Annotated in this window: 13 protein-coding genes; 8 read left to right on the top strand and 5 right to left on the bottom strand. The window is 69.7% G+C overall.

The window, feature by feature from the left end; all coding sequences use genetic code 11:
• Positions 1 to 311, top strand: a 311-nt coding sequence (locus ACWCO3_RS22600) for a hypothetical protein (protein WP_450011864.1), incomplete at its 5' end; no start/stop codon positions are given.
• 56 nt (positions 312 to 367) lie between these two features.
• On the opposite strand, the gene ACWCO3_RS22595 is transcribed toward ACWCO3_RS22600, so the two are convergent.
• The 3 genes from ACWCO3_RS22595 to ACWCO3_RS22585 all read right to left on the bottom strand — a co-directional run bounded on the left by ACWCO3_RS22595 (position 368) and on the right by ACWCO3_RS22585 (position 3,056).
• Positions 368 to 1,249, bottom strand: coding sequence for a DUF1963 domain-containing protein (locus ACWCO3_RS22595; RefSeq protein ID WP_450011862.1), 882 nt, complete (start codon positions 1,247 to 1,249; stop codon positions 368 to 370).
• 65 nt (positions 1,250 to 1,314) lie between these two features.
• A complete protein-coding gene (locus ACWCO3_RS22590; RefSeq protein ID WP_450011860.1) occupies positions 1,315 to 1,920 on the bottom strand; it encodes a hypothetical protein in 606 nt (201 codons plus the stop codon).
• Positions 1,921 to 1,979: 59 nt separating this feature from the next.
• A complete protein-coding gene (locus ACWCO3_RS22585; protein ID WP_450011858.1) occupies positions 1,980 to 3,056 on the bottom strand; it encodes a LacI family DNA-binding transcriptional regulator in 1,077 nt (358 codons plus the stop codon).
• Positions 3,057 to 3,308: 252 nt separating this feature from the next.
• On the opposite strand from ACWCO3_RS22585, the gene ACWCO3_RS22580 reads away from it, so the two are divergent.
• From ACWCO3_RS22580 to ACWCO3_RS22565, 4 genes are read left to right on the top strand one after another with little or no spacing between them, the layout of a single operon-like run.
• Positions 3,309 to 4,529, top strand: a complete 1,221-nt coding sequence (locus ACWCO3_RS22580) for an ABC transporter substrate-binding protein (RefSeq protein ID WP_450011856.1) — start codon at positions 3,309 to 3,311, stop codon at positions 4,527 to 4,529.
• The gene (locus ACWCO3_RS22575) at positions 4,526 to 5,638 is read left to right on the top strand and encodes an ABC transporter ATP-binding protein (protein ID WP_450011854.1); all 1,113 of its coding nucleotides are present in this window, start codon (positions 4,526 to 4,528) and stop codon (positions 5,636 to 5,638) included. Before ACWCO3_RS22580 ends, ACWCO3_RS22575 begins: the two co-directional genes overlap by 4 nt.
• Positions 5,635 to 6,534 carry an ABC transporter permease gene (locus tag ACWCO3_RS22570; protein WP_450011852.1) on the top strand — a complete coding sequence of 300 codons (900 nt, stop codon included), beginning with the start codon at positions 5,635 to 5,637 and terminating at the stop codon, positions 6,532 to 6,534. Before ACWCO3_RS22575 ends, ACWCO3_RS22570 begins: the two co-directional genes overlap by 4 nt.
• Positions 6,534 to 7,418 carry an ABC transporter permease gene (locus ACWCO3_RS22565; RefSeq protein WP_450011850.1) on the top strand — a complete coding sequence of 295 codons (885 nt, stop codon included), beginning with the start codon at positions 6,534 to 6,536 and terminating at the stop codon, positions 7,416 to 7,418. Before ACWCO3_RS22570 ends, ACWCO3_RS22565 begins: the two co-directional genes overlap by 1 nt.
• 12 nt (positions 7,419 to 7,430) lie before the next feature.
• Here the strand turns inward: ACWCO3_RS22565 and ACWCO3_RS22560 are convergent, their stop codons facing one another.
• Entirely contained in the window at positions 7,431 to 9,011 is a 1,581-nt protein-coding gene (locus ACWCO3_RS22560; protein ID WP_450011848.1) for a gluconokinase, read from the bottom strand.
• A gap of 140 nt (positions 9,012 to 9,151) precedes the next feature.
• On the opposite strand from ACWCO3_RS22560, the gene ACWCO3_RS22555 reads away from it, so the two are divergent.
• Positions 9,152 to 9,919: a class I SAM-dependent methyltransferase gene (locus ACWCO3_RS22555; protein ID WP_450011846.1), complete on the top strand. Its 768-nt coding sequence runs from the start codon at positions 9,152 to 9,154 to the stop codon at positions 9,917 to 9,919.
• Between the two features lie 21 nt (positions 9,920 to 9,940).
• Here ACWCO3_RS22555 and ACWCO3_RS22550 read toward each other — a convergent pair whose 3' ends face one another.
• Positions 9,941 to 10,654: a hypothetical protein gene (locus ACWCO3_RS22550; protein ID WP_145783050.1), complete on the bottom strand. Its 714-nt coding sequence runs from the start codon at positions 10,652 to 10,654 to the stop codon at positions 9,941 to 9,943.
• Between the two features lie 160 nt (positions 10,655 to 10,814).
• On the opposite strand from ACWCO3_RS22550, the gene ACWCO3_RS22545 reads away from it, so the two are divergent.
• Together ACWCO3_RS22545 and ACWCO3_RS22540 are read left to right on the top strand one after the other, a co-directional pair.
• Positions 10,815 to 11,267, top strand: a complete 453-nt coding sequence (locus ACWCO3_RS22545; RefSeq protein WP_145783048.1) for an OsmC family protein — start codon at positions 10,815 to 10,817, stop codon at positions 11,265 to 11,267.
• 162 nt (positions 11,268 to 11,429) lie between these two features.
• Positions 11,430 to 12,444: non-reducing end alpha-L-arabinofuranosidase family hydrolase (locus ACWCO3_RS22540; RefSeq protein WP_450011843.1), on the top strand; the 1,015-nt coding region annotated here is incomplete at its 3' end.

Genomic DNA, 12,444 nt, shown 5'->3' with positions numbered 1-12,444 from the left:
GGTATGTGCGCACCTACTTTCCTTCCTGGGACGACCCGATACCAGGGACGGAATCCGGTGAGGTGGAGTACGAGATGACCCGTGAGATGTGGGAGGCACGTCTGACCGTGTGGGGGCTGACGTTGACCACGGACATCGCGCGGCAGGTCAGGCAGTGGCGGGCCGACGACTACACGTGGCGTGCGATCGCCGCAGCTGCCGACCAACAATGGGGCACCGAATCCGGAGGCAACCAACTCTTCGGGAGTGACCTGTGCCTGGAGAGCGCGCGGATGCTCGGTGAGAATCCGGATGCCGATCCCTGGAACTGATCGTCGGCGACCGCGGCCAATACGGACACCCGAACCGGATGCGGCGACGTCGGCGTCTACTCGCTGAACTCGGTCATGGAGAACGCCTTGTCCAGCCGCCCGGCGGCGAGGTCGTCGTGGCGGACCACGAAACTGCCGGTGTAGAACTCGTCGGTCAGGGAGAAGCGGGCGAGCGACATCCACTCGCTCGTCAGCCGGTGCTTCTCCCTCTCCACGTGGGAGTACCACTTCGCCACCGGGATGACGATCTCGCCGGCCATCTCGCGCCCCACGAGGGTCTGCTCGGCGATACTCGTCATCACCTCGTCGTCGACGTACCCGCCGAGGTAGGCGCTGGCGAGCCCTTCGTCAGGCGGCCAGAGGTCGTGGGCCAGAGCACGGAGTTCGTCCAGGTGCGGCAGGTCACGCTCCAGGTCACGTGCCAACTGCTGCTGGAAGGGCGACAGGTCGTCCTCGTCTTCGTCTTCGTCTTCGTCCTCGTCCGTGCCGAACCAGTCGGGCAGCCGCGCGACGAGCGTGGCGCTCACGTCGTACTGCTTGCCGACGACCTCGTGGTCGGTGGGTTCCTCCACCACCTCGGTATCGGTGCCGGCCGGCACGTACACGACTCGCGCCCACCCCGGCTCGCTGGCCAGGTGGTCCTCCTCGTGGTCGAGGAAGAAGAGCAGCGAGCCGTCCGCCGGCAGGCCGGGGCCGTCGACCTCCGGCAGCGCCGCGCAGTCGACGGAGAAAACGAACGGCAGCCGGTTGCCTCCGGCGACCGGCCAGTCCATGCCCACCGGCAGCCGGGGCGACCCACCGAACTGCCCGACCGGAACGCCGCTCGAACCGCCGCTCAACCGGATCGCCAGTCGGAGGTGCTCGGTGAACCTGCTGATCTCGTCGTCCGGGATGCCCGACTCCAGCGCCGCGGCACGGAATTGCCCCTGGTGATCCATGGCCCAGCATGATGCCACGAGGATGCGGAGTTTCGTGGCCGGTGATGCCGTGAGCGGTGCTGCTGCTACCGCACCGGCGGGGGCGACAGCGCGCGGGCCCAGGTGTGCCAGTAGGCGGCACCGTCGCTGGTCTGGCGCAGGACCGCGTCGGCGCGCGTCACGTCGTCGCCTGTTGTGCCATCCGGCCACAGGCACAGCAGGTAGCGGTCCGGCCGTCGATCCATGTAGGTGTGGTCGCTCTCGTCAAGCTCGTCAGGATCGAGCCCGCCGAACGGGTCGTGCCCCTCGTCCATGCCCGTGGCGCAGTACCGAACGCGGTAGGCCGGCAGCCGGCCGGTGTCCTGCCCTTCGGAGGTCAGCGGTAGTCGGGCGAGTGCCCCCTCGCCCCACGGGACCAGGTCGACGACCGCATCGCTCGGAACGAACGACACCTCCACCACCTCCTCCCATTCCTCCGCTGCCGCCGGCGGCTCGACGGCGTGCACCTCGACCGTGAACCGGACCCGACCGGAGTGCGTGCCGGTCATCAGGAACAGCGCGCCCGGTTGACCGCCCCCGCAGAGGCCGTTCGCTTGCCCGGCGAACGCCTTCTCCATGTCCGGCACGTCGGCACTGGTCACGTAGATCTGCCCGTAGTGGACCGGCGCCTTGCCGTCGAAGAGGACACGCATCGGCCGATCCTGTCATCGACAGGCGGGCACCCGCTGCCCCGCGGACCGAACCAGCCCCGTCAGGACAGCTGGGCCGCCGGGTTGGTCGACTGTCGCTGACGTACCCACGGTCGGGCGCGACCCGCGTTCCGGCGGACGGCCGTCGAGTGGCGGACCACGAGGCGTACCGGCAGGACCATCGGCCGGCCGGCGTGCCCGGGGGCGCCCTCGATCATCGTGAGGAGGTGCCGGGTCGCCGCTGAGCCCTCCGCGTAGAACGGCGCCGCGACAGTGGTCAGCCCGGGTGTGACGATGTCGGCGGCGAGGGTGTTGTCGAAACCCACGATGCTGACGTCGCCCGGCACGTCGACACCCATCCGGGTGAGGCCGCGGATGAGCCCGATCGCCATCTGGTCGTTGAAGGCGAGGACGGCGGTCGCGGGACGGGCGCGCAGTTCCTCGGCGGCTCGCTCGCCGCCCTCGATGGTCGGGCTGAACGGGCCGATCTGGCGTACCTTGATTTCGAGTTCCATGCCGGCTTCGAGCAACGACCGCCAGCGGATGCCGTTCGGCCAGGAGGCCTGCGGCCCCGCGACGTAGGTGATGTGGTCGTGCCCCAGTTCCCCGAGGTGCTCGGCGGCCCGCCGGACCCCACGGGGGTTGTCCGTCACGACGCACGGCACGTCGGCGACGGCGCGGTTGAGGACCACCACCGGCCGCTGCTTGGCGAACATCCGGATCGCCGAGTCCGACATCCGGCTGCTGGCCAGCACGATGCCGTCGACTGTCGACATCGTGCGTTCGATCGCCGCCCGCTCCAGCCGGTCGGACTCCTGGGCGTCGATGAGCACCGTGGTGTATTCGTCGTGCATCGCCGTCTCCTGCGCACCGCGCACGATCCCGGCGTAGACCGGGTTGGTGATGTCGGCGATGACGAGCGCGATCATGCGCGTGCGGGACGTGGTGAGGGCGCGGGCGAGCGGGTTGGTCCGGTAGCCCAGCCGCTCGGCGACCTGCCGGACCCGCTCGGCGGTCTCGGAGTTGACGCGACTCGGCCGGGAGAAGGCACGCGACACCGTGGAGGGTGACACGTCGGCTTCGGCCGCGACGTCGTAGATCGTGGCTCTCTTGTCGGGCGGCCTGGTGTGGTCGGGCATTGTCATGCTCCCCCCGGCTACGCGCCGTGATCATGCTATGACGACGGTGCGTACTCGGCAATGCCCCGGCAACATTCCGGCCCATGAACGTATTCGCGCGAGGCAATACATGGCAACCCGTTGCCATTCCGGCACGTCGGCTGTCTGAATGCATCGCAGATGGCCCATGGCGGGCGGCCTCACTGGCGACCCCACCTGAGCGGAGCGTGGACCTACCTGGCCGGGCCGGGTAGCCGACGAAGGAGACGGCTGATGGGTATGACGCGGCGAGGCGCCCTCCTGGTCACGGCATCGTCGCTCCTGGTGGGCGCGGTCGGGTGCGGGGCGCCGGAGACCCCCGGCGACACCTCGGGTGACACCTCCGGTGAGGTGCCGCAGCGACCCGGCCGGGCGGTGACGCTCAACGTCCTCGACGTGGCGGGCAACCTGCAGCTGACCCAGGGGATGATCGACGAGTTCGTGTCGAAGAACCCGGACGTGATCTCGCGGGTGACGTACTCGAAGGCGCCGGCGCCCGAGCTGGCCGGGAAGATCAAGGCCCAGCAGGGTGCGGACCGGGTGGACATCGGTCTGGTGTTGACCGGTGTCGACGGCCTCGCGGCCGGGATCGAGCAGGGGCTCTGGGTCGACGTGCTGCCGGCGTTCTCCGACCGTCTCGGCGGGATGCGGAACTACCTGGAACCGGCCGCCGCGATGCAGAAGCTCGCCGGCAACGCCGGCGTGACAGTCACCTACTACCCGTCCGGGCCGCTGCTCGAATACCTGCCGTCGCGACTCGCGACGCCACCCACCAACGCGCAGGCCCTGCTCGCCTGGGCCAAGGCCAACCCGAAGAGGTTCCAGTACGCCCGACCGGCCAACTCCGGTCCGGGGCGTACGTTCCTGATGGGTCTGCCCTACATCCTGGGTGACTCGAACCCCAAGGACCCCACCGCGGGCTGGGACAAGACGTGGGCGTTCCTCAAGGAGTTGGGTCAGTACGTCGACTACTACCCGTCCGGCACCACCGAGACGATGAAGAACCTCGCCAACGGCACCGCCCACCTGATCGTCAGCACCACCGGCTGGGACATCAACCCCCGTGTGCTGGGCACGGTGCCCAAGGACGCGAGGATCGCCACGATCGACGGTTTCCACTGGGTCACCGACGCGCACTACGCCGTCATGCCCAAGGGCGTGTCGACCGACACGCAGGCCGCGGTGCTGGCCCTGCTGGCGTTCATGCTCACCCCGGAGCAGCAGGCGAAGGCGTACGACGAGGGGTACTTCTACCCCGGGCCGGCGGTGAAGGACGTCCAGCTCACGTCAGCGCCGCAGAAGAGCCAGGACGCGATCCGCGAGTTCGGCCGCCCCGAGTACGACGCGCTGATTGCCGGCAACCCCACCGAGGTCCCGCTCGACGCGAAGAGTCTCGTGGCGGCGTTCAGCCGCTGGGACCGCGAGATCGGCGGCGGGAAGGTCAAGCAGGGATGAGCACCTTCTCCCGACTCCGCCTGGACGGGGTGTCCCGCCGGTTCGGTGGGCAGGCCGCGCTCACCGAGTTGGACCTGACGATCGAGGCGGGGGAGTTCATCGCCCTGCTCGGCCCGTCCGGCTGCGGCAAGTCGACGGCGTTGAACTGCCTGGCCGGGCTCCTGCCGTTGACGGCCGGGAGCATCTGGCAGGACGAGCGCCGCATCGACACGCTGCCGCCGGAGCGGCGCGGGTTCGGCATGGTGTTCCAGAGCTACGCGCTCTTCCCCCATCTGACGGTACGGGCGAACATCGCCTTCGGGCTGCGGATGCGGCGGTTGCCGAAGGAGGAGACGCGCCGGCGTACGGAGGAGGCGGTGCGCCTGGTGCGGTTGGAGGACCACGTCGACAAGCTGCCCGGCCAGCTCTCGGGCGGTCAACAGCAACGCGTCGCCATCGCGCGTGCCGTCGTGTTCGAGCCGTCCCTCGTCCTGATGGACGAGCCGTTGAGCAACCTCGACGCCAAACTGCGTCTGGAGATGCGCACCGAGATCCGCCGGCTGCACCAGTCGCTGGGCCTCACCACCGTCTACGTCACGCACGACCAGGAGGAGGCGCTCTCCCTGGCCGACCGGTTGGTGGTGCTGCGGGAGGGTCGGGTGCAGCAGGTCGGGTCGCCGCGTGAGCTGCACACGCGGCCGGCGAACTGGCACGTCGCCGACTTCATGGGCTACCGCAACCTGTGGCCGGGCCGGGTCGAGCAGGTCGACGGCGTGCGGGCCACCGTCGGGTCGTCCGGTCATCGGCTGGTCGGCGAGGCCGTCGGAGACCTGCGCGCCGGGGTGGACGCGGTGGTCGCGGTGCGCCCCGAGGACGTCCGCGTCGACGGGTCCGGCGAGGCCCTTGACGCCCTGCCGGCCACCATCGAGGTGGTGGAGTACCAGGGGCGCGAGTTGGCGGCCGAGGCGCGTACCGACACGGGCTTGTTGCTGCACCTGCGTACCGAGCAGCGCATCGCACCGGGCGACCAGGTCAAGCTCGCCGTCGACCCACAGCGGCTCCTCGTCTATCCCGCCGACGCGGCGCAGCGGGCCGACCGTCTCGCGGACGTCGCGGAGGCGGCGCGGTGAGCGGCAGCCGGCCCGGCAGACCGTTGACGCACTGGCAGCACCGTCTCGCCGAGCGGGGCATCGACCGTCAGCTCTGGTTGCTGGTCCCGGCCCTGGTGTTCGTGGTCGCCCTGTTCCTCTACCCGTTCTTCTACGGGCTGGGGCTCTCGTTCCAGCCGACCAGGGGTGGGCCGTTCAGCGACTACGCCCGGTTCTTCTCCGACGCCTACGAGCGGGGCACGATCTGGATCACGCTGCGGATCGCGTTGCCCGCCGCGCTGCTGAACGTCCTCGCCGCGGTGCCGATCGCCTACCGGATGCGCGGACGCTTCCGGGCCAAGCGGCTGGTCACCACACTGCTGGTCGTGCCGATCACGCTCGGCACGGTGCTCACCGCTCAGGGGTTGCTGAACTTCCTCGGCCCGACCGGCTGGTTCAACCGGATCCTGCTGGCCACGAACCTCGTCGACGAGCCGGTGCGACTGACCCACAACTACTGGGGTGTCTTCTTCTCGTTGGTGATCACCGGATTTCCGTTCGCGTTCCTGCTGGTGCTCTCGTACCTCTCCGGCATCGACCCGACCTTGGAACGGGCGGCGGCGACGCTGGGGGCGGACTGGCGTCGCCGGTTCACCCGGATCACCCTCCCGCTGCTGATGCCCGGCCTGGCCACGACCTTCTGCCTGACGTTCGTGCTGGCGTTCAGCGTGTTCCCGTCGGCCGTCCTGGTCGGCAACCCGGCCGGCGAGACGCGGGTCATCTCCCTCGCCGCGTACCAGGCGGCGTACGAGCAGTACGACTACCCGTACGCCTCGGCCATCGCGATGATCATGGGATTTGTCGAGTTGGTCATCATCGCGCTGGTGTTGGCCGCGCGCAGCCGTTTCTACACCGGCTCCACCGGAGGCAAGGGCTGATGGCAACGATCACCGAGGCGCCACCGACGCCGCCCCCCGCCCGCACCGAACGACGGCGCATCACCGCGCGACCCGCCGCCTGGATCGTGTGGGGCGTCGTCGTCTTCTTCTTCCTCAACCTGCTGGGCGTCGTGGCGTCCGTGCTGGTCAGCTCGTTCGGCCAGCGCTGGTTCGACACCTGGCTGCCGGACGGCTACACCACCAGCTGGTACGGGCGAGCCTGGGAGGAGTTCGCCCTCCTGCGGGTCATCGTCGTGACGCTGGAGGTCTCCGTACTCGTCGTGGGTCTCTCGCTGCTGATCGGCGTGCCGGCGGCCTACGTGCTCGCGCGGCGGTCGTTCCCCGGCATACGGCTGATCTTCCTCGTGTTCCTGCTGCCCATCCTCATGCCGCCGATCACGTACGGCATTCCCCTGGCGACAGTCCTCTACAAGTTCGGTCTGGCCGGGAACATGTCCGGGGTGGTGCTCGCCAACCTCGTACCCTCGGTGCCCTTCGTCATCCTGACCATGACCCCGTTCATCGAACAGATCGACCCGCGGGTCGAGAGTGCCGCGCGCATGTGCGGCGCGGGGCTGCGGACGGTGTTCCTCCGGGTCCTCGCACCGTTGCTCGTGCCGGGAATCCTCGCCTCCGCGATCCTCGTGCTGGTCCGGACCGTGGGGATGTTCGAGCTCACCTTCCTGACCGCGGGGCCGGACTCACAGACCCTCGTCGTGGCGCTGTACTACTCGATGTCGGCGTCCGGGATCCGGGCCCAGCAGTCGGTCGACGCCATGGCGGTCATCTACACCTCGATGATGCTCGTCCTGCTCGTCATCGCCCTGCGCTACGTCAATCCGACGCAGCTCGTGGCGCGGGTCAAGGACGAGCCGGAGCACTGAACGGCGGCCCGGTCAACCGCCCACGACATCGCGGGGCAGCGCGTCGGTCCGCCAGTCGACGTGCGGGGCGACTGCCTCGTCGAGGATGTCGCCCACCCGTCCCACCACGGTGCGGAGCACGGGCAGCTTCGTCCGTAGGCCGCGGTACGCCGCGGCGAGGGCCGGGTCGACAGTGACCGGCTCGCTGCGGGTGCCCTCCGGATCGAGTTGGGTGACCGCCCCCTGGAGGTCGGGGGAGAGGCCGATCGCGAAGAGCCCGAGCGCGGCCGCGCCGAGGGCGGCGTCGTCGGCCGCGCCCGACGCCTGCACCGGACAGTCCAGGACCGCCGCCATCACCTGCCGCCACAGGGGAGACCGAAACGCGCCGCCGGCCAGGTGAACGCCGCTGACCGGCGTCAACTCGGCCAGGCGGTCGCGGACGCCACCGAGTTGCAGACAGACGCCCTCCACGGCGGCCCGCACCAGATGACCGCGAGAGTGGTGCCCACGCAACCCCAGGTACGCCCCCAACGGGCCGGAGCCCTCCGGGTAGGCCCGGTCGTCGCGCGGGTGGGGCAGCATCACGAGGCCGTCGCTTCCCGGAGCGATCCGTTCGGCGAGCCTCAGGAGCGCGAGCGGTGCCCAGTCGTCAGCGGACTCCGAGGGATGGTCGGGCGCGAGGGTGTGACCGGCCCACCGCACGACGTTGGCACCGTTGCCGACCGTGGCGCCGAGGACCCACGCGTCCTCGGTCAACGCGCCGCAGGTGAAGGTCTCGGTCGCATCGACGAGGGGAGCCGCGACCACCGTCCGCAGGGACCCGGTGGCCCCCAGCGTCACACCCGCGACGGTGCTGTCGATCGCCGCGGTGCCCAGAGCACGCAACGGTCCGTCGCCCGCGCCCACGACGACAGGCGTGCCGGACGGCAGGCCGACCGACCGCCCCACCGTCGCCGACAGCCGCAGGACGGCCGTCGTGGGCAGGACCGGGGGCAGTTGACTCTCGGACACCCCGGCGAGATCGAGGACCGCAGGACTCCACATCCGCCGGTGGACGTCGAACAGGCCGGTGCCGGAAGCCGAGGACAGTTCGGTCACCAACGTCCCGGTCAGCCGGTGGAGCAGGTAATCCTTGAGGCCGACCCACCACCGCGTCGCCGCGCAGAGGTACGGCTCGTGGCGGGCGAACCACATGAGTTTGCAGAGTGGGCTGCCCGGGTGCGCGGGTGTGCCCGACAACCGCTGCACCTCTCGGCTCTGACCGGAGGACCGCAGGTCGCGGGCTGCCTCGGCGGACCGTGAGTCGTGCCGGGTGAGCAGCGGCGTCACCGGCGTCAGCGTCGCGTCCAGCCCGATCAGGGCGCCCCTGGCGGTGCTGAGCGCGACAGCGACGACCTCCGCGCCCTCGGTGGCGGCGGCGCACGCGGACATCGCCGCCAGGGTGGCCGCCACGAGGACGTCGGGTTCCACCACCAGCCAGCCGGGTGCCGGCTGCAGGAGTGGACACGGTTGTGTCTCGACGTGCCGCACGGTGCCGTCCAGCGCGAACGATGCCGCCCGGACGGTCGTGGTGCCCAGGTCGACCGCGAGGATGACAGGACCTCCCGGGCTCATCCGCCAATGGTCGGGACGTGCTCGTCGGGCCGGCAAGCGGTTGCGCACAGTTGCCGTCGCGCTGACGATGCGCAGGCGCGCGGTCGACCAGGTGAGGAAGATCGAACATCGACGACGCGAATCGTGACAGGATTGTCGGCATGTCTGCTCGCGCGCTGAGCTTCGGGATGGTGGCGGAAGCATACGAACGGTACCGGCCGGGATATCCCGTCGAGCTTCTCGACCTGGTGATGACCTACGCGGGCCGGCCGATTCGGGCGGCCCTGGAGATCGGCGCGGGGACAGGCAAGGCAACCCGTCTGTTCACCCGACGGGAGGTCACGGTCACCGCGACCGAGCCGGACGGGGCCATGCTCGCCGAACTGCGCAAACATGTGCCGTCCCGCGTCCGGACCGTGCAGGCCGCATTCGAGGACCTGCGACCGGGGGAGACGTACGACCTGGTGTACGCAGCCGCGGCGCTGCACTGGACGAAGGCGGAGGGCCGGTGGTCGCGCATGGCGGCGCTGGTGGAGCCGGGTGGCGTCTTCGCCTCGTTCGGCGCCCCGATCCAGCTGGCTGATCCGGCGGTGGCGGGGGCGGTGCGTGCGGCCCGGGCGCCGTTCCTGGAGAGCGACGAGGTGCCGTCTCCCGACGGCACGCCTCCGGGGCATGCGATGCAGTGGCCGGGCACCGAGCTCCAGCGGTCCGAGTCGTTCACCGATGTCCAGCAGGTCGTGATCGAGCGGCGTCTGACGATGAGCGCCGACGACTACGTCGGGCACCTGTCGACGATCTCGGCGTACCTCGAACTGCCGACCTCGGAACAGGAGCAGGTCTTCGACCGGATCACGCAGGTCCTGCCCGAGACGGTCGACCTCGCCGCCGACATCGTCGTCCATCTCGCCCGTCGGCGTCACGAGCGGTAGCGCCTCGACGCCGGCGGCTGCTCAGACCAGGAAGTTCTCGCGCATCCGCGCGCCCAGGTTGATGCCACCCACCGCCCGAGGGCCGTTCGGGTCGTGCACGCTGACGGTGTTGTTGCGGCGCATCAGCTCCCGGACCGCCGGTGGCAGCCGGGGCGGATCGTCCATGGCCGCGAGGACCTGCCCGGCGCTCAGGATCAGTCGATCGGCTAGGGCGGCGGCGTCGGTGTCCACCCGCACCCGTCCGTACTCCCAGGCGGCGGTGGTGAGGTCGAGCACCTCGAACACGCGGGTCAGCAACGGATTCGGGTCGGTCACCCGGTCCAGCCGCGGCGCCCGGCTGCCGACCACCGTGACCGCGGCGGTCACCTGCGCGTACGGGTGGAAGCCGCTCGGCAGGGCGAACAGCGGCCAGCGCAGGGCGTGGCCGGCCTCCACCCACAGCGGCCGGTAGTTGCGGCGGTGCACCAGCAGACGCCGGCCCGTCCGTCGGTGGATCTCCTGGGCCTGGGCCTGAAGGTCCACGTGGGCCTCGTCGGCGACCTGACTCACGATCCGGGCTGCCACCACCAGGCCATCGTCGCTGTCCAGCGCTGCGGTCAGCGCCTCGACCTGGTCCGGGAACCGGACCCGCGCGTGGGTGCCGTAGCGGGACTGGGCGTCCCGCAACAGCGTCTGCTGTCGTCCCGGGTCGAGCTGGACCCGCCTACCGCCCAGCAACCGCCGGAGCCAACGCATGTCGCCTCGTTTCAGCAGAGCCGTCGTGGACGGCGGCAATGCTAGTGCGTCGCACGTTCCTCCCTTGCGGACGGGGTGGCGGACCGCGTCCGACCACCGAGCGGACGGGGAATCCGTACTCGCCGCACGACGTCGACCAAGCCTGGGTAGCTTTCCTGGCATGAGTGAGGACACTTTCCGCTCGGTGCAGATCGAGCGCACCAGCGTGGGTAACTACGTCGCGCGCAACGTTCGCGGTGGGTCGATGTCGTTGGGCACCGGCGAGGACTCCAGCTTCACGCCTGTGGAGTTGCTCCTGGCGGCCATCGGCGGTTGCAGCGCGGTCGACGTGGACCACATCACCAGCCGCCGCGCCGAACCGACGCAGTTCTCCGTCGCGGTCACCGGTGACAAGATCCGGGACGAGTCCGGAGGCAACCGGATGCAGAACATCACTGTCGAGTTCACAGTGACGTTCCCGGCCGGCGCGGACGGCGACCGGGCGCGCGAGGCGTTGCCCCGGTCGTTGCAGCAGTCGCACGACCGGCTCTGCACCGTCTCCCGGACCGTCGAACTGGGCGCTCCGGTCTCGATCGCCATTGCCGGCGGCTCCACTGCGGAAGACCCCCGCTGAGCACGCTCACTCAGCCCTCTAGAGAATTAACATCTTCAATGGTTTGAGGTTATGGGAGCGCTCCCGTAACATACCTGACGCGGCCTGTTAACGCTCACATGCGCTCCGCTCGCAGTGACCACCACCAATGCATTGGCCGCCATCCCGTCAGGAAGGTGCTCTATGACCAGATCCAGAGCTACCAATGTCGGCCTGGTCTCGGCCGGCGTTGCCCTACTGCTGTCGTCGTCGGTTGTCGCGGCGCTGCCGGCCGGCGCCGCGGCAGCGGGTTGTTCGGTGAACTACGCCGTGGCGTCACAGTGGCAGGGCGGCTTCACTGCCAACGTGTCGGTCACGAACCTGGGCGACCCGCTGACCAGTTGGACGTTGACGTGGTCGTACGGCGCCGGGCAGACGGTGACGCAGGCGTGGAGCACTTCGTTGACGCAGAGCGGCTCGGCGGTGACGGCGAGGAACGTGAGCTACAACGGCGCGGTCGCGACCAACGGCTCGGTGTCGTTCGGCTTCAACGGGTCGTGGACGGGCAGCAACCCGGCGCCGACCAGCTTCGCTCTCAACGGCGTCACGTGCACCGGTGGCACGACACCGACCACTCCGCCGCCCACCACTCCGCCGCCCACCGACCCGCCGCCGACGACTCCGCCTCCGACCAACACCTGCGATCTCCCGTCGTCGTACCGGTGGTCGTCGTCGGGTGCGTTGGCGCAGCCGAGGTCGGGCTGGGTGTCGCTGAAGGACTTCACCGTCGCGCCGTACAACGGTCAGCAACTGGTCTACGCCACCACCCACGACACCGGGACCAGGTGGGGTTCGATGAACTTCGGCCTCTTCAGCAACTACAACCAGATGGGCTCGGCCAGCCAGAACGCGATGAACAACGCGACAGTGGCGCCGTCGCTGTTCTACTTCGCGCCGCGCAACATCTGGGTGCTGGCGTACCAGTGGGGTGGGCCCGCGTTCTCGTACCGGACGTCGAGTGATCCGACGAACCCGAACGGGTGGTCGGCCGCGCAGACGTTGTTCAGTGGGAGCATCACGGGTTCGGGTACGGGGCCGATCGATCAGGCGGTGATCGGCGACAGCCAGAACATGTATCTGTTCTTCGCCGGGGACAACGGCAAGATCTATCGGGCGAGCATGCCGATCGGGAACTTCCCGGGCAGCTTCGGGTCGAACT

The organism is Micromonospora sp. NPDC002411, from assembly GCF_053592955.1.
This window is presented reverse-complemented; position numbering and strand designations above follow the sequence as displayed.

What these genes read in the sequence shown, in the direction of transcription:
- ACWCO3_RS22575 (WP_450011854.1), top strand. Translation starts at nt 4,526, where the DNA reads ATGAGCACCTTCTCCCGACTCCGCCTGGACGGGGTGTCCCGCCGGTTC.
- ACWCO3_RS22550 (WP_145783050.1), bottom strand. Translation starts at nt 10,654, where the DNA reads ATGCGTTGGCTCCGGCGGTTGCTGGGCGGTAGGCGGGTCCAGCTCGAC.
- ACWCO3_RS22595 (WP_450011862.1), bottom strand. Translation starts at nt 1,249, where the DNA reads ATGGATCACCAGGGGCAATTCCGTGCCGCGGCGCTGGAGTCGGGCATC.
- ACWCO3_RS22545 (WP_145783048.1), top strand. Translation starts at nt 10,815, where the DNA reads ATGAGTGAGGACACTTTCCGCTCGGTGCAGATCGAGCGCACCAGCGTG.
- ACWCO3_RS22580 (WP_450011856.1), top strand. Translation starts at nt 3,309, where the DNA reads ATGGGTATGACGCGGCGAGGCGCCCTCCTGGTCACGGCATCGTCGCTC.
- ACWCO3_RS22590 (WP_450011860.1), bottom strand. Translation starts at nt 1,920, where the DNA reads ATGCGTGTCCTCTTCGACGGCAAGGCGCCGGTCCACTACGGGCAGATC.
- ACWCO3_RS22565 (WP_450011850.1), top strand. Translation starts at nt 6,534, where the DNA reads ATGGCAACGATCACCGAGGCGCCACCGACGCCGCCCCCCGCCCGCACC.
- ACWCO3_RS22555 (WP_450011846.1), top strand. Translation starts at nt 9,152, where the DNA reads ATGTCTGCTCGCGCGCTGAGCTTCGGGATGGTGGCGGAAGCATACGAA.
- ACWCO3_RS22560 (WP_450011848.1), bottom strand. Translation starts at nt 9,011, where the DNA reads ATGAGCCCGGGAGGTCCTGTCATCCTCGCGGTCGACCTGGGCACCACG.
- ACWCO3_RS22585 (WP_450011858.1), bottom strand. Translation starts at nt 3,056, where the DNA reads ATGCCCGACCACACCAGGCCGCCCGACAAGAGAGCCACGATCTACGAC.